13 protein-coding genes and 1 other RNA gene are annotated in these 17,123 nt (G+C 50.8%); 10 read left to right on the forward strand and 4 right to left on the reverse strand.

The genetic code is table 11. The features are described 5' to 3' along the window. Positions 1 to 39: 39 nt before the first annotated feature. Positions 40 to 3,390: a mechanosensitive channel MscK gene (gene mscK / locus LMG33818_RS06375; protein WP_442322518.1), complete on the forward strand. Its 3,351-nt coding sequence runs from the start codon at positions 40 to 42 to the stop codon at positions 3,388 to 3,390. 69 nt (positions 3,391 to 3,459) lie between these two features. On the opposite strand, the gene LMG33818_RS06380 is transcribed toward mscK, so the two are convergent. Next, positions 3,460 to 4,269 (reverse strand): TlyA family RNA methyltransferase, encoded by an 810-nt coding sequence (locus LMG33818_RS06380; RefSeq protein WP_442322603.1) that lies wholly within the window; start codon positions 4,267 to 4,269, stop codon positions 3,460 to 3,462. Here LMG33818_RS06380 and LMG33818_RS06385 point away from each other — a divergent pair. The 8 genes from LMG33818_RS06385 to LMG33818_RS06420 all read left to right on the forward strand — a co-directional run bounded on the left by LMG33818_RS06385 (position 4,268) and on the right by LMG33818_RS06420 (position 11,778). Then, the gene (locus LMG33818_RS06385) at positions 4,268 to 4,480 is read left to right on the forward strand and encodes a hypothetical protein (RefSeq protein WP_442322605.1); all 213 of its coding nucleotides are present in this window, start codon (positions 4,268 to 4,270) and stop codon (positions 4,478 to 4,480) included. The two genes, LMG33818_RS06380 and LMG33818_RS06385, sit on opposite strands and share 2 nt — an antisense overlap. Before the next feature lie 353 nt (positions 4,481 to 4,833). Next, positions 4,834 to 4,930, forward strand: an RNA gene (ffs, locus tag LMG33818_RS06390) — signal recognition particle sRNA small type. 389 nt (positions 4,931 to 5,319) lie between these two features. After that, positions 5,320 to 7,737, forward strand: a complete 2,418-nt coding sequence (gene dnaX / locus LMG33818_RS06395) for a DNA polymerase III subunit gamma/tau (protein WP_442322520.1) — start codon at positions 5,320 to 5,322, stop codon at positions 7,735 to 7,737. 170 nt (positions 7,738 to 7,907) lie between these two features. Beyond that, a complete protein-coding gene (locus LMG33818_RS06400) occupies positions 7,908 to 8,234 on the forward strand; it encodes a YbaB/EbfC family nucleoid-associated protein (RefSeq protein WP_442322521.1) in 327 nt (108 codons plus the stop codon). A gap of 620 nt (positions 8,235 to 8,854) precedes the next feature. Beyond that, positions 8,855 to 9,478 carry a recombination mediator RecR gene (gene recR, locus LMG33818_RS06405; protein WP_442322522.1) on the forward strand — a complete coding sequence of 208 codons (624 nt, stop codon included), beginning with the start codon at positions 8,855 to 8,857 and terminating at the stop codon, positions 9,476 to 9,478. A 98-nt stretch (positions 9,479 to 9,576) separates the two neighbouring features. Further along, positions 9,577 to 10,713 (forward strand): ribonuclease D, encoded by a 1,137-nt coding sequence (gene rnd / locus LMG33818_RS06410; RefSeq protein WP_442322523.1) that lies wholly within the window; start codon positions 9,577 to 9,579, stop codon positions 10,711 to 10,713. Positions 10,714 to 10,904: 191 nt separating this feature from the next. Next, positions 10,905 to 11,174 (forward strand): YcgL domain-containing protein, encoded by a 270-nt coding sequence (locus LMG33818_RS06415; protein ID WP_442322524.1) that lies wholly within the window; start codon positions 10,905 to 10,907, stop codon positions 11,172 to 11,174. A 52-nt stretch (positions 11,175 to 11,226) separates the two neighbouring features. Further along, positions 11,227 to 11,778: a YcgN family cysteine cluster protein gene (locus tag LMG33818_RS06420; RefSeq protein ID WP_442322525.1), complete on the forward strand. Its 552-nt coding sequence runs from the start codon at positions 11,227 to 11,229 to the stop codon at positions 11,776 to 11,778. Between the two features lie 17 nt (positions 11,779 to 11,795). On the opposite strand, the gene LMG33818_RS06425 is transcribed toward LMG33818_RS06420, so the two are convergent. The 3 genes from LMG33818_RS06425 to LMG33818_RS06435 all read right to left on the reverse strand — a co-directional run bounded on the left by LMG33818_RS06425 (position 11,796) and on the right by LMG33818_RS06435 (position 16,375). Further along, complete coding sequence (locus LMG33818_RS06425; protein WP_442322526.1) at positions 11,796 to 12,719, reverse strand: DMT family transporter; 924 nt, start codon at positions 12,717 to 12,719, stop codon at positions 11,796 to 11,798. 416 nt (positions 12,720 to 13,135) lie between these two features. Next, the gene (locus LMG33818_RS06430; RefSeq protein WP_442322527.1) at positions 13,136 to 13,948 is read right to left on the reverse strand and encodes an acyl-CoA thioesterase; all 813 of its coding nucleotides are present in this window, start codon (positions 13,946 to 13,948) and stop codon (positions 13,136 to 13,138) included. Between the two features lie 294 nt (positions 13,949 to 14,242). Beyond that, positions 14,243 to 16,375 (reverse strand): S9 family peptidase, encoded by a 2,133-nt coding sequence (locus LMG33818_RS06435; RefSeq protein ID WP_442322528.1) that lies wholly within the window; start codon positions 16,373 to 16,375, stop codon positions 14,243 to 14,245. 194 nt (positions 16,376 to 16,569) lie between these two features. On the opposite strand from LMG33818_RS06435, the gene LMG33818_RS06440 reads away from it, so the two are divergent. Then, positions 16,570 to 17,001 (forward strand): hypothetical protein, encoded by a 432-nt coding sequence (locus tag LMG33818_RS06440; RefSeq protein WP_442322529.1) that lies wholly within the window; start codon positions 16,570 to 16,572, stop codon positions 16,999 to 17,001. Positions 17,002 to 17,123 lie beyond the last annotated feature (122 nt).

Here is a 17,123-nt window from a genome sequence, read left to right on the forward strand (position 1 = left end):
TCTGCTCCGGTCACTATGATTCTTGAATGAGGCGGTTCTGTGTCCCAAGTGCGTTGTCCGGTAACGGTTCCAGCTCCGTTATCCATCCTGATCTCTCTTTTTGCCATGTTGGCCGTAGCACTGTTTTGCATGACGCCTGCACGGGCGATTACGGCCCAGGGGCTAATGGTAAAGGAGATCACCCAGTTACAGAATAATTCAGAGAGTGATACCCAAAGCGGGCCAAGTCAGGATATCACGGCAGCTCAGCAGCAACTTGCTTTGCTCAAACAGCAGAACAGTGATCTATCTGCTCAGATAGAACAGGCACCGCAAACGCTGGCACGGCTTCAAACTCAACTTCATCAATGGGACAATCAAGCACCGCCTTCACTGGATGAAAGCAGTGTATCCGGGCTTTCACTGGACACACTGGAAAATCGTCTGATCGATTCTTTCAATGCACTGGAACAGCTACAACAAACCTTTGGTGATGCCAATCGCCAGGTGACGGTAACTCAAATGTTACCTGATCGTGCGCAAGTCCAGATTGCCAGCCTGCAAAGCCAGTTGCAGCAAGTACGACGTTCGCTCGCTGATAATGCCAATGGATCGTCGAAGCAAGAGGTCGAGCTTAATAACCTTCAATCACAGATTCTCCAGCAACAACTTGAATTGAATCAGCAGCAGTTGATCAATAATCCGCAGTTGCGTGACCTCGCCATGGCTCAGCGTGACCTGGCCGCACGTAAATTGGATCAAGGGCAGCAGGAGATTCAGTTGCTCCAAAAGGCAGTCGCCAGAAAACGGTCACAATTGAGTCGTGAAACCGCACAACAGGCAGCCGCTGGAGCATCAGGGAAGGCATCCAGTAATCTTGACAATCCGTTGGTACGTGCAGCTGTGGAAGATAACAGTCGCTGGGCGGATCAGCTGGTAACGGTCACCAATTCCGTTAATCGAATGATTCAGGAGAGCATCAATGTTCGTAGCCAGCTGGACACGGTTCAGCAAATACAAAGCAACCTGAATGATCAGGTTGCCGCTGTGCGAGGTAGTGTGCTGCTCTCCATGTTATTACGCCAACAACGTGACGCATTGCCGCCATTGGTGCCACGGCCCCGTTTAAGTGATCAGATCGCCAACATTCGTCTGCAACAATTCAACCTGATGCAACAGCGGGAAGCGCTTAGTGATGTTGGCAGCTATGTCAGTCAACAACTCGGACAGCTGTCCGCCAAAACACAAGGCAACACGCATCCAACGCCACAGTTGACCAAAACGTTGGGAACGTTATACAGCACTCAACGTTCATTACTGGATCAACTGGATCGTGAATACGGCAGCCTGTTAACACTTTCCATTGATACGCAACTGAATCAGCAACAGCTGAATCAGCTGGGTAATTCCGTACGTGCCAGGATCGATGAACAGCTGTTCTGGATCGCCAGTGGGCAGCCGCTGGGGTGGACATGGATGAAGCAACTACCGCACAGGTTAAAAGCGGAGCTGATTAGCCCCAGTTGGCGCCATGGATTGGAAGATTTGTTCGAAGTACCTTCATTGTGGACCGTGTGTGTTTTGCCAATGATTGTGCTGTTGATTGCATTGAGCGTCTTCAGACCGCGTATTCAACGCCACCTATACAAACTCCAATCCCAGGTGGGGCATATTCGTCGTGACACACAATGGCACACGCCACAGGCGATTCTACTGAATCTGGTACTGTCCATTCGTGGCCCTTTATTGATGGCGTCTGTGGGGTTAGGCCTTCGACTATCAGGAAGTAGTGGCGGGTTTGTATTGGGCGGTGCCTTACTCACCGCCGCCTTTGCCTGGGGGTATTTCTCCTGGGCACGACGATTACTACTGGATCGTGGGGTCGCTTCGCATCATTTCCATTGGCCCGTCAGTTACGTGCGTCGCTTGCGGGTATTGATCACGCAATTGGGTATCGCCAGTGTGCCGGTGGTATTGGTGATTTACGTGATTCAGCACATGGGCACCAGCCTTGTGGACCAGCCGATTCCGCTGGTGATCGTTTTGGTTGGTTACGTGGCCATGAGCGTCCTTCTCGCGAAAATCATACTGGCACATGTGCCTGAAATAGGGGCACGCCTTTTCCGCCTCCTTCTGGGCATTTTATTGTCATTGGTGCCGCTGTTTCTGGCAGGCCTCATTATTGCCGGCTTTGAATATACGGCTGTTCGTTTGACACCGCGTTTCGTGACTACCATCTACCTGCTCGGACTGTGGGTCATGGTGGAATCAGCTGTGGTCAGGGGGTTGGCTGTTGCCGCTCGGCGCTTGAAATTCCGCCGTGCATTGGATCGTCGACGTTCCCAAACACAATCACAATCCAGTGAAAATAATGAGTTACCGGAAGAGCCTCCGCTCGATATGGATCAGGTCAACAAGCAATCGCTACGCTTGTCCAAAATGGTATTGGTACTGATCTTTATCGGCTTCTTTTATGTTGTATGGCATGACCTGCTTGGCGTTTTGTCGTTCCTGAAAACCGTCGATTTGTGGCAGGTGGATCAGGCAGGGGCTTCGGGCACACAAGTGGAAAATATTTCCCTCGGCAGCGTGTGTTTGGCCATCATCACCTTTGGTTTGACATGGTTCATGTCGCGTAACCTGCCGGGTATGCTGGAAGTCATGGTGTTATCGCGCCTTCAGCTCAAGGCAGGCATGGCTTACGCACTTTCGGCATTGCTCTCCTATACGATTCTGGGTGTGGGCATTGTGCTTTCCCTTGGAATGCTGGGGCTCACCTGGGCAAAACTGCAATGGTTGATTGCGGCATTGGGTGTCGGTCTGGGGTTTGGGTTGCAGGAAATCTTTGCCAACTTTATTTCCGGCCTGATTATTCTTTTTGAACGCCCGGTGCGCATTGGAGATACGATCACGTTGAATCAAATGGATGGCACGGTCAGTCGTATTCGTATTCGCGCAACTACGGTGGTGGATTTCGACAACAAGGAAATGATCATCCCCAACAAGACATTTATTACTGACCGCCTGATCAACTGGTCACTTTCAGACAACATAACGCGTATTGTGATGATCTACTCCATTAGTCAGGCAGAAGATACGGAAACGGTTCGCCGTATGCTGTTGGATATCGCACATGAAAATCCACGTGTACGTAAAGAGCCTGAGGCGACGGCATTCTGTATGTCAGCTGATAGCGAATCACTGAAATTCGAGTTGCGTGTCTACGTAAGTGAAATAGCCGAGCGCCTGCCTGTTCGGGATGAAATCAACCGAAAAGTATCGGAGACATTCAAGGCGCAGGGTATACGTATTGCCTTCCAGCAAATGGATGTCTGGCTTCATAACAGCCAGGGGGAATCTCGCCGGGTCGAAAGCAAAAAGGCAGAGGATGTTCCCAAACTGGGCAACTAGCCTAAAGTTACGCCCCCAGTGATGTAGGGATGATGCCCGGGCGGGGCGGTAGTGCTACTGCTACTGTTTTCAGGCTTTACGCCGCGCCAGCATCAGCCATTCCTGATTGCCATCACTTCCGATGAGAGTACTGGGCTGCCAGTCCAATACGGTAAAACCGGAAGTCTCAGCGGCGGCGGTCAGCTTTAGCCTGACCTTGTCATGCAGATGTTCCCCCCGGACAATACCGCCGGCACTCAACTCATCCCGACTCAGTTCGAACTGGGGTTTCACCAGACTGAAGAGAAGGGCATCTGAAGGCAAATGTTTCGCAATTTCGCCCAGTATTAACGTTTGGGAGATGAACGAAACATCCATCATGGCCGCATCGAATCCGTCCGGGGCCGCATTGTGCAATACATCTACGGGCAGTTGCCTCGCATTCACACCTTCCAGGCAGATAACGCGAGGATCGTTCTTTAACTGCGGTTCCAATTGATCATGCCCGACCTCTATACCCACTACTTTGGAAGCGCCGAAGGCGAGCGCACAGTCCGTAAAACCACCGGTGGACTGACCGATATCGAGGAGCGTCATTCCCTTGAGAGAAAGATGGTGGGCCTTGAGTAAACCCTCCAGTTTCAGCCCTGAACGCGAGACATAGCGTTCTTCAGGATCTTCTTCAATATCAAAATGTGTGGTTGGGGAAAGTTTTTCACTAGGACGCTTGATGTCACGAAGATGTTGATTACCGTTCCCATCGACCACTTGTTTTTTTACTCGCCCTTTCTTGATCAAGCGCTGTGCCCGATTACGGGAACGTACCAATCCCAATTCAACCAAAAGTTGATCCGCACGAAGTAAATTCCTTTGAAGAACGTCGTCTGGTGTGTTGCTTATGTCTGAGGATGATGCTGCCTGCTTTACCGAAGTACCCGATGCACCCTCGACTACCTCTGCTGTCTCGTGCGAGCAAGCAGAGGAGGTATTCGGTGATTCACTTCGCAGCGCATCATCCGGTGTAGGATTGGTAGAAGGTGAGTGGGCAGAAGGCATCGTGGCTCCGGATAGAATGACGGCTGTGGGGGTGCTCTGGCAATATTCGGCTTAGGGATATTGGGCCTGAATACGTGCGATCATGATATGATTCCCCCTCAATAACGTTAACACCGTGAGTGTAGCCTCCCCCTGAAGGGAAGGGTGGCAGGCTCCCCAATCCGGTGATTATACCATTCTCATGGCTTTGATTTCATGGGGAGAACGCACGAAAGGACATTATAGATGGCCTCGCTGAATCTCGGCCAATGGATGTTGGAAACAAGAGTTTTGATGAGTTGGGCTTGCTGTTGTCCGACACAGTTGGTAGTATATGCCCTCACTTGATAAGGCGCTGCCAACGCGCTGTTTTTCAAGTGAAATTCGAATATCTGCCTTTAGGCATTTTATCGATATTATGGTGGCCCTTTTCGGTCCTCCCGCAACGTGAAGTCGCAAACCCCGCCAGGCCCGGAAGGGAGCAACGGTAGTGATGGAGTCGTGTGCCGGGATGTGGCTGATCAGGGCCGCCTCCATTTCCAGCGTACATTTCTCATCTTTACTTCCTCGTTAGCCTGCCTCTGCTTGAACAGCGCGTTTTGTTTCCTTTCCATCGAAGGCTTGGGTTTTTATCGAATACCTCCATATCAGTGATGGATATTGATTCTTCAAAATATCCAATCCGGCTACGAGCCTGTTGTGGGCATGCGGTTCGCCGAGGTCTGTATTTCATTCTATTATTCTTGATCAACGGTTCACGTTATAGTGCTCAAATAGTGTATTATGGAGCCCTATTTGTTCGCCAATTCTCTTCGCACATTATTCGCCTTTCAAGGTAACCGAGTGTGCAGGGTATGACATGCCGTTTCATGCTATCTGGCATCGATTCAGTCGACAGGGAAAACATTCGTCTACATGAGTTATCAGGTTCTGGCCCGTAAATGGCGCCCGCGTAATTTTCATCAATTGGTCGGGCAGGAACATGTTGCCCGAGCCTTGATCAACGCGCTTGATCAGGGACGGCTTCATCACGCTTATCTGTTCACGGGAACACGCGGGGTGGGTAAAACAACGATTGCGCGTATTCTTGCCAAATGTCTGAATTGTGAACAGGGAGTAACGTCGTCCCCCTGTGGCGTTTGTGAAGCTTGCGTCGCCATTGATGAAAACCGCTTTGTAGATCTGATCGAAGTCGATGCGGCCTCACGTACAAAAGTGGAAGATACCCGCGAATTGCTGGATAACGTGCAATACGCCCCCACACAGGGTCGCTTCAAGGTTTACCTGATAGACGAAGTGCACATGCTCTCTTCCCACAGTTTCAATGCCTTGTTGAAAACGCTGGAAGAGCCGCCGCCCCATGTTAAATTCCTGCTGGCCACTACCGATCCGCAAAAACTGCCTATTACGGTGCTTTCCCGGTGTTTGCAGTTTGCCCTCAAGGCGATGTCGCCTGAGCGGGTTGTAGAGCACCTTACCCATATACTAGGCGCTGAAAGCATTCCTTTTGATGAGCAAGCCTTATGGTTGTTGGGGCGCGCTGCCGATGGCTCGATGCGAGATGCGCTCTCCCTTACGGATCAGGCTATTGCATTCGGGCATGGGCAGGTAAGGGATGGCGATGTCAAGGCAATGCTGGGCACGTTGGATCAGGGGTATATCATTGCACTGGCTGAAGCGTTGTCTCGTGTTGATGCATTGGATGTCCTCCAACAAGTAGCGCGGTTGGCGGAGCAGGCCCCCGACTTTTCTGCAGTATTGAACGAACTTTCCAGCCTGTTTCACCGCTTGGCCATTGCTCAGATGGTGCCCGAGGCATTGGACAATGGTTATGGGGATCGCGATGCGCTGTTATCTTTGGCGGGCCATTTTCGTGCCGAGGACGTGCAACTGTACTATCAGATCGCTTTGAATGGGCGCTCTGAAATGGCATCGTCCCCCGACGCACGTGCGGCGCTGGAGATGACGCTCTTGCGCATGTTGGCTTTCCGCCCACAGGGGGTACCCAAGCCTCCGGAAGTCGAGTTGCCGATTCGTCAGCGTGATGCACGTCAGGTGGGTCAGGGCGGTGCTTCCACTACAGAACATCAATCCCAGGGGGATGATGAGGAACCTGTGCCTGCGGGTGAGGTGCCTTCTCATCGCCTGGCATCATCTACACAATCTGTTGCTGCAAAGAATTCCGTTGTGCCTCCTGAGGATGTGCTTCGTCCATCAACGGACGTTCCAGTTCAACCGGTGGATGACCGCGATGCAGGTCACGCTAGCCGTATGGCTGGCAGCGCTTCGACGAGGGGCTTTTCAGCAGGCGATGATTCTGCAGCTGACTCAGGCAATGCATACTCGCATGAGCGAGCCGCGCTGAGTAGTGCTGCCCCTTCACCGGTGACGCCTTCGTCCCCTGCCGCGCCATCAAACGCTACAACGCCAAATACTCTATCAGAGGCTCATGGAAGGGAAGCTCCCGCCGTAGAACCACCCCCGTGGGGTGAGGCGCCGTCGTATTCGTCTAATCAGTCAACACCGATCGATCATCTGCCATATGGTTCACCACAGGCGCCAAATGCAAAGGCATCAGAGTCATCGGAAAAGATATCTACTGATGCTGCTTCATCGTCCAATCATTCCTCTGATGTGGTGCAGAAGGAGGCAGCGTCTTCACCTTCAGATCATCAAGCCCATAAAAATCAGGAAGCCCAGGCTAACTACTCGGGTGATGTGTCTTCCTCACGGGCGCATACGTCTGCTGTTCAGCCTTCGGGCAGTGAAGATCAGGATGATGATGACGATGATTCGTATACCGAATATGCAGCCCTTGAGCCCAGTAATGATGTGAGTGAAGCCTTTTCACAGGCTTTGGACGAGAGTCCGGTAGACACACCTGAAGCGTCGGAAGTATCTGCTACTGAGGCACAGTCGGATTACCAGTTGCCTGAAGGAACAGTGATTGATCACGCAGTATGGCTGACACTCTATCCCCACATTCACCTGGGGGGGATCACCGGTAATTTAATCGCCAACTGCATTGTCATGTCTGACCAAAACAATCATCTGGCATTGCGGCTGGATCCTACACAGGCGGCAATGAATGCGGACATCCACACGCGTCGGCTTGAAAACGAACTGAAACGGCTGGGTGCGCCCCGTTCTGTTAGCATTACCCCCGGTGATATTGATCCTGCGATTGAAACCCCACATATTCGTGCGCAGCGTTTTCAACGAGAACGTCGCCAACGAGCGGTTGAAGCATTGCAAGGTGACCCTCATATACAGGTACTTATGGAACAATTCGGCGCGCGATTGCTCGAAGAGAGCGTCGAGTCTCGCGAATAAACGGTCAGGCTCGAATGTGTTGGCAGTGCGGGTATGGCTCGACAATTCAGCGTTATCATTCCGCCATTGCTGAAATGTTGGCACGTTGGCCGGGTGCGGAACGATTAATATTGTAGGAAGCGGTAGGTATTTATACACCTTTATCGCGCCATTATTTCAAGGAGTATTTCATGTTTAAAGGTGGCATGGGTGGCCTGATGAAGCAGGCTCAGCAAATGCAGGAAAAAATGCAAAAGGTGCAGGAAGAGATCGCCGAGCAGGAAGTCGAAGGCGTTTCCGGTGCAGGTATGGTCACTGTTCGCATGAATGGTCGTCACGACGTGCTCAGCATTAATCTGGACCCTTCTGTCATGAAAGAAGAGAAAGAGTTTCTTGAAGATTTGTTGGCCGCTGCGGTGAATGATGCTGTTCACAAGGTAGAAATGAGCTCTAAAGCACGTATGGCGGAAGCTACTGATGGTATGAATCTGCCGGAAGGTTTCAAATTACCGTTCTAAGAGGTAATGGTGAGTTACGCCAAGTACTGACGTGTCAGCATAACGGGGCGTTTGGCTATCAGGGCTTTGTCATGTTGGTAGTGAATACGCCTCTGGCGATGTGCTATACGGTAGAGCCGTTCAGGCCCTCTGAAAAACCAGGGTAAAGATAGAGATTTATACCGTTATCTTTTTAGGGCGCGGCTGTATAGTAGACCCATTTCATATGTCGATCAGAGCACGTAACGGTTGTTGGACCGGTTCTGCCCTGGGTTCAATCACTGTGCTGGCAATGGCACTGCATCATGTTTTACGGAGCATGTTGCAGAATAGTTGTTTATTTGTTGCAGAGTAGTTGTTTATTGCCAGCGTATTTGAATGTGATTGACGCCATTAGTACGCGGCTTGGCGCTATTATCGTGACTTCCATATTATGGACTTACAGCTGCCCATATGGTGCGCCATGGGTGGGGCAGGGTGATTAACACCTATCAGACACATGTTCAAAAGAGCATCCCTCAAGCGCACTTGAAAAGCGATTGAGTGATGGATTTGACGAAAGCATCCAAAGTCAATGTCTGAAGAATTGTCTCAAGACAGTACTTGTAGAAAGCACTTAAAAAGCATCTAAAGAGATCGCCATGGCCTTTTCACCCCTTTTCGAACAATTGTTGGATGCATTGCGAGTACTTCCTGGCGTCGGCCCAAAAAGTGCCCAGCGTATGGCATTGCACCTTTTGGAGCGGGATCGTCTGGGAGGTGAACGTATCGCCACAGCGCTTGGGGAGGCATTAGAACGTATCGGTTACTGCCAGCACTGCCGTAATTTATCCGAACATGCCCTATGTGAACTTTGCGCCAATCCAAAACGCGATGACCGCTTGATGTGTGTGGTAGAATCACCGGCTGACCTGATGGCTATCGAAGAGGCGGGTGGTTTCCGAGGGCGCTATTTTGTACTGCACGGACACTTGTCCCCCCTGGATGGTATCGGGCCCGAGGAAATAGGTCTGGAACTTCTGGAAGAGGAAGTCGAACGCCTGTGTCAGCTGGAAGCACCTTTAGAAGAAGTTATTTTAGCCACTAACCCCACCATTGAGGGGGAAGCTACAGCACACTATATTTCTGAGCTGTTGGTCGCACATGGTGTTAAATGTTCACGCCTGGCCTATGGGATGCCGATGGGAGGGGAGCTTGAGTATGTTGATGGTGGCACGCTCTCCCGGGCATTCAATGGGCGCCAGCCCTTTTCCTCGGAATCATGATCCTGACGCTCGCTGCGTTCTTGCGTCGTCCAGTATTTATCATTCATTCAGATAGCGTGGTATTCACGCTGTTTTTTGTGTATTAGAGCATCATTCCCATGGCTGATGTATCGTCAATGACGCACTGGATTGATGATCCCAGTGCACTGGATGCTGTTTGTCAGCATTTAAAAAATAGTCGGGTCATCGCGCTGGATACTGAATTCATGCGTGAAACAACGTTTCATGCCATTCCTGCTCTGATTCAGTTGAGTGATGGCGTATCGGTATGGCTTATCGATCCGGTAGCGATAGCGGCAACACCCGCCTTTCAGCAGTTAATGCAATCATCCGATACTCTCAAACTGATACATGCCTGTAGTGAAGATCTGGAAGTATTGGCCCAGTGGGGCGGTTGTGTGCCGACACCCTTGATGGATACACAAATAGCCGAATCATTGCTAGGGCCAATACCCGCCATGGGTTACCAAAAGCTGGTCGAGAAGTATTTGGCCATTCCTTTGGACAAGGGGGCGACTCGTTCCGATTGGTTGAAACGTCCGCTGTCATCCACGCAATACGAGTACGCTGCACTGGATGTGCTTTATTTGCCGGCCATCTGGGCGTTGCAAAAAAAGGCGCTGGAAAAAAAAGAGCGTCTTGCCTGGGTATTAGAAGATTGCCAACGGTTGATTGAGAGTGCTGAGGCGCCTTCTGACTATTCGCAGTATTACTTGCGTCACCGGAATGCATGGAAGTTATCGAAACGTGCGTTGGGCGTCTTTGCTGCCTTGTGTGAATGGCGTGAAACACAGGTACGAGAGCGCGATATTCCAAGGAACTGGTTGGTGTCGGATGCTGTTCTCTTCGAAATGGCTGAGAAAATGCCACGGGACAAGGCTGGCCTGGCGACGATACGAGAACTCAAACGGTCTGTCATCAAACAGGATGGCAACCGCTTACTGGCGATCATCTCGCAGGCATTGAAAAATAAACGAGACGTAGTCACGTTGGCATCACCCGTTACGCCATTCTACCGTCAGGCTCAAAAAGTACTGAAAGGTAAGGTGAAACAACAGGCGGAAGCTCTTGATGTGGCGCCGGAGGTATTGGTGCGTCGCCGCGATTACGATGATTGGATTGTAGCGGCAGCTCATGATCCCCAAAAGCTTGATGAGTGTTCGCTGGGGGGGTGGCGTGGTGAATTACTCGATACAACATTCAGGCAGTCCCTGAGCAATCCCTCAGCATCCTGAGCAGAAATTTACATGTTACTTGTCCACACAGCATTGTAGGCGGGTAATTCATGGGGCGGGATAATGTGAGATACCCGAAAAACGAGTAGATTAAACATTTCATGACCAAAGAGCATCATTCATAAAGGCAATATATCATCGCGATATCGCTCTTGGTGTAGAAAATCGGGAAGAAGGAGGTTCAGGTAACGATGTCAGAAAAAATCATGTGTCAGGTATACGCGAGCTCTCGTTGGGAAGAGATGTACTTGTATGTTGAGCGCGACAATGACCTGTCATCATTGCCTGCAGAATTGTGGGAACGCTTTGGTACGCCTCGGCCTGTTCTTGTTGTCTTGCTGACAGAATCACGTAAATTGGCACGTGTAGATGTCAGGGAGGTCATGGAGGCTATTGAAAGCAAGGGCTTTTACTTGCAGATGCCACCGAACCCTGACTTTTCCATTCATGCCGTCAGATGATTTTCCCCAACGGTTTTCATCCCCATACCCTGACATACGATACACAAACCCCATGACCGCTTCCGACTCTCATTTCAGTCACCTGCCAGAGTGCCAAACCTCGTCGTGTGAGGAGTCCTCTTCCAATGGGCATCACAACAACGGGAAAGATCAAAGTACACCCTTACGTGAGCATTTTTGGGAACGGTTCACACTGGACGAGTTGACGGATACAGAGTGGGAAGCCTTGTGTGACGGATGCGGGCGTTGTTGCCTCATGAAGATGGAAGATCCGGATACCGGGGAAGTTGCCTTGCTCGATGTCTCATGCAGCTTACTGGATACTGAAAGCTGCCAATGCAGTGACTATGAGCACCGCTTCGAACGTGTTCCCGAATGTACGCAATTGACACGTGAGAACCTGCCTGCCTTTAATTGGCTGCCGGGAAGCTGCGCATATCGGCGTATGGCAGAAGGGCGGGGATTGGCAGGCTGGCACCCGTTGATTGCTGGCAATACCCAACGCATGCATCGCAAGGGCATTAGTGTGAAAGGTATTGCCATCTCTGAAAATGAAGTCGATGAAGAGGATTTCGAAGAGCATATCATTGCCATTCTTCGTTAAACGCCCAGGTAAAGGCGTTATTCCCCCACCTTGCCTTTGGCAATTGCATGTTTGCTTCTTCTCGGCAGCTTGAGCTCACTCACTACTACGCCAAGGACTATCAGCCCTGCACCCAATAAGCTGATAGCGGGCAGTCGGTCACCGGCCAAACGGCCAAACAACCCTCCCCATACTGGTTCACCTGCATAAATCAACGTTGCGCGAGTCGCAGTGACAGCACGTTGAGCCCAATTCATTGCCCATTGAATGAGGATGCTGGCTGCCCCCAAAGCCAATCCCGTGGAAACCCATATCCAGGAGAATGCGGGAATGGATTCTTTGGCGACTGGCATTAATGCGAAAGAGAGTAAACTTGCCATCAAAAGCTGGATCGTGGTGACGTTGCGCACATTGACATTACCCGCAAATTGGCCGATCAAAATGATCTCCCCTGCAATGGCGATGGTGCACAGTAATGTATAAATTTCGCCTCGGCTGATGCTGAAATCACCCAGCCCCTGATTGGAGAGCAGTATCAACCCACTAAAGGCCAACAATACCCCCAACCAGCCCATGAGGCTCAATGAACGTCTGAAAATAACCCATTGGAGTATCGGCACAATGGGAACATAGAGTGCCGTCATAAAGGCGGAACGACTACTGCTGATGGTTTGTAATCCCATGGTTTGCAGACCATAACCCAATGTGATGCAGACACCGATACTCAAACCGGCGATCCACTCCAGTCGAGTAATATGTTTCAGTGAGTTACGGAATAGCGCAAGGCTGATCAATCCAGCAGTGCCGAAGCGAACTCCCACAAAAAACAAGGGGCCACACACCTGCATAGAGGCATGTATAAGAAAGAATGAAGCGCCCCAGATTGCCGTAATGCCAATGAGAACCAGCTCTCTTTTATTCAAGCCTTTATGTGAAGTAGGGGAAACGGATGAATGTGACATAGAGCGCCATCCTTATACAGCTGTGTTGCGGAAGTCGTCGGCTTATGTGGTGACGATTTAAAATAATTGTTTGCATAGACTATCACTTTTTGGAGAGCCTTACTTTTTATGTCGTTTTTTTCAGCCAAAGGACAAAGACGGGGCGTATGACGTCGCTTATTAGTCACGCTAGAGCTGAGCCAGGTGGGCAATTACTCTGATTAGCCAGGGGTAAGTACAGTGACGGTGGTAAATATTGCTTGGTGTCGGCAGATACACGCCTTTAGGGGGGATATTATGAGGTGTCACATGGAAAGGCGTATGGCGGTGTTTTTCTCAGTAACGATAAATCAGTCCGCACGTGGTCGCTCTGAATTCCATTCATTTTCTGTTATTTGTGGAATTCAGAGCTCAAGGGAACGGGATGCCTAGCGTCTTTAAACTGGCCGTGTCAGACCTTCCTGCATGGTCTCGGCCACGAGTTCCCCATTTTGATTGAAGACTTCTCCGCGGCTTAGGCCACGTGCATTCCCTGCCCACGGGCTATACATGCGATAGCAATGCCATTGGCTGAGGTCCAGATCCTTGTGGAACCAAATGGCATGGTCAATGGTGGCCAAACGCACATCCTTTTGCGGTTGCTTGCCATGATGAACCAGTGCTGTTGCCAGAAGGTCAAGGTCAGAGGCATACGCCAGAATCTGACGATGTAGAACAGGGTCCTGGGGTGCATCACCGCGGATTCTAAACCAGATCGCCTGACGTGATTCTTCGGGATCAATCTCGCAACGAATAATATCCAGTGGGATCAAAGGTACACGCTTAACGATCGTGTCATGGCCCTGCGCAATCAACTCTTCTGCAGTGGGGAGCCCTTCAGGAAGCTGAGGTGTCTGATGTTTCAACTCTTTCTTTTCTTCAATCTGGTAAGAAGCACTACAGAAGAAAATGGGCTTGCCATGCTGGATGGCGGTAACACGGCGGGTCGAAAAACTACCTCCATCACGAGTTTGATCGACTTCGTATACCACTGGATGTTTTGCGTCTCCTGGCCTTAGGAAATAGCCATGCAATGAGTGAACCTTGCGTTCCGGTACGACGTTATGACTGGCTGCCGTGAGCGCCTGTGCCAAAACGTGTCCACCGAAGAGCTGGGGTAAGCCCAAATCCAGGCTACGTCCTCGAAACAGATTGACTTCCAGGGGTTCCAGTGTCAGTAACTCGACAATACCCGGACTGGATGATGACATTGTAGATTTATCTCCTCACGCGTAGTACGCGCGATCTCTCTGGCTGTATATTATTCGACTATGTTATTGGTCAAGGACCTTTCGTGGCTATCGGTATGGCCAATCCCTGCTCATCATTCAACTATAAATGCTGAATATACTTCATTTGAACGTTTAATTTTACCCTCAGCTTCATGCTTACGATGCCACTTTGGTCTATTCGATGTGAATTAACTGCACGTATATGGATTGGGATGCGGGCTATCCGATCGTGCGCATCCGCTACCTATCCATTTTCAGCTTTCGATTATCAGCTTACTGCCTGGTTTTTCCTGTATTGAACTGGAGCGCCCAGATTAGAAAAGCATCCTGACGCGCACTTTCTTTCAATGCCGAAAAGCGACCGGCGGCCCCCCCATGGCCAGCATCCATATCCGTAAACAGCATGACAGGGCCTCTGTCAGGGTGGGTTTCGTTTACCCGGGCAAACCATTTGGCGGGTTCCCAATAGGGTACACGTGAGTCATGCCAACTGCCTTGAATCAACATGGGGGGATACCCATGATCCAACATGTTATCCAGGGGGGAATAGCGAAGAAGACGCTCATGAACCTCAGGCTCTCCGGGATTTCCCCACTCCTGATACTCAGACGTTGTCAAGGGGAGGTCAGGGTTCTGCATGGTGCGCACCACGTCCAGAAAAGGAACATCCAATACAGCTGCACAAAAGGCTCCAGGCGCCTTGTTCAGGCAGGCGCCGACCAGCAAACCACCGGCACTGGCACCGTAGGCGGCAATGCGCTCAGGGACACTGATACCCGCTTCCACCAATGCATTTCGAGCGGTCAGGAAGTCACTGAAACTATTTTCCTTATGGGCAAGCTTGCCGGACAAATACCAGGGTTCCCCCCGTTCACTCCCACCGCGCACGTGGGCTACCGCGAAAATGACACCGTGTGCCAGCAATTCAAGACGCTGCACGGAAAACCATGGATCAAGAGCTTCGCCATACGCGCCATAACCATACAAGAGTGTTGGATGTGGCTGCCCGCTCTTGGCCATGTCCTTACGCATGATGACCGAGACAGGAATCTGTTCCCCATCCCCGGCAGTGGCCCAAATGCGCCAACTCACCAGATCATCCGGCTGGAGGTCTCCATGTACGATTTGCTGTTTCAGTATCTTGCGTTCAGTTGTGTCCAGATTGTACGACACGCTGCGGGAGGGCGTCGTAAATGACTCTTCATGCAAACGCAGGGTGCGATCATGGAAGCGCAGGCTGCCATCAATATTCAGGCTTATCGGTGTTTCATTCAGCTCGATGTCCTCATCGCGAAGATAACACTCTGGTGAATGAGCTGCCTTTAGTGAAACTGTATCCGAGGGTACTTCTTTTGTGAGTTCGATAATACGCAAAAGGGGCTGTGCTTGCCGGTGATCGCGGCTGCTGATCACGATTCCCCAATCAAACGCATCCAGCCCTTCTAGTGTCAATTCTTCATCTGCTACCAGCCACGGGTGCCAGTGACCGGGCTTGTCTTCAGCCGCAACATCAATCTGGAAATGACGATGATCGCGATTATGCAACACATAAAAAATACCTGGCCGATGCTCAAGGCTATATTCAAGGCCTGACGCCCGTGGCAGAACACACTGCAGCGGCGTGAGAGGGGAATCCGCAGGGATCAGATGACTTTCACTGGTATCCTTGGCAACGCTTTCAACGACTAACCACGCCAATGATCGGGTTTTACCGACACTGACAGTAAATTCGCTGTCTTTCTCTTCAAACAACAGGGTTTTTTCGCGTGTGACAATATCCAGTGCAAATACCCGGTTCGGGCGCTGTGTGGCATCGACCGCAGTATAAAGAAGCGTACGATTATCTTCGGCCCAGATAACGTCACCCGCCATCTCTTCGACCAATAACTCGGCTTTCCCCTCTGGTAACCGCCTGATATAGAGATCGAAGTACTCTGCACCTTCGGTATCGAGCGTCCATGCCATGAAATTTTCATCGGAAGATAGAGCTATGTCACCAAGTTCGATAAAATCATGATCCTGTGAAAGCTGCTGGAGATCCAAAAGGGTCTCAATCTGTTCGGGATGTCCATTGGGATGTCGGTACCAGGCAGGGTAATCATCCGTCTTACCGATATGGCTCCAATAGGTATAGTGCTCTTGCGGAATATGCAGGCTTTCAGAGGCCAGTTCGCGACGTGATAGCTGTGAGCGATAAAGTTCTTCTGCGAACTCTGCCAGAGGTGCGCTACACTGTTCACTCGCGGTGTTGGAATCCTTCAGGAATTGCTCGACTTCCCGATTCTGAGTGTTTTCCAGCCAGAGCCATTGAGGGTCATCAGTACGAGCATATTGTTTAATAACCCGACCAAGCGGGCGTGTATCTAGGGAACTTGGTAACGAAAGTGCTTTCATAGTACCTGGCAAAGAGAAAATCAGTGAATCAACGTGTTCATCACCCGGTTTACAGCGGATATCACGCAGGTGGTGTCGTGTAAGTACAGGGATGATCAGTGGGCTGTTTAGTGCTCCATTTTACGCACATTGTTATTACTGGTTGAATAAACGGGTACGCATCCTGTCGTGAAACGTTGCGAAGTCAAAGTGTTGGAGCTTATTCAGTGTTACTGTCAAATTCATTGCCCTTGTTGTGGCTTTATTACGCCATATTGTCATTGATCGTGCTGGTTGCCGGCTATTTTGCGATAGGCTTTTTGCCGCGCCTGTTGCGTTGGACCATAACAGGGCTCGTCGCCGGGATCATCTGGACACCCTGGATATTCAATATTGCTGCCACGCATGACAGCCCCGCGTATACCGGGTTAGCACCTGCAGTCATTAATGTGGCGATGGATGTTCTCGCGCACCGCGGTGGCACATCCTTTATCGTTTTGCTGGTGGGGGCCGTTATTGGTGCCGTGCTGGGTGCTACCTTGGCAGTAAGGACGAGAAAAAGCAAACCTTCCAGGAAGGATCACAACGCCCAGGCCAGCAAAGGGAAAACAGGTGCTGCCCAGGGTAACAAGCAGCGCCCTCAGGAACCGACGCTTTAAGCTTTTTCCTGCTCCCATCCTTTTGTACGATTGCGTTGCTGGATTGCTCATCTCGGCGATGAGCCACCCCAAGCGAATATACGATGGGAGCAGGGCTCGCGCTATGTGCTCGAATCGTCTGG

The sequence above is a fragment of the Cernens ardua genome (genome assembly GCF_051251085.1).
Lineage (GTDB): Bacteria > Pseudomonadota > Gammaproteobacteria > Pseudomonadales > Halomonadaceae > Cernens > Cernens ardua.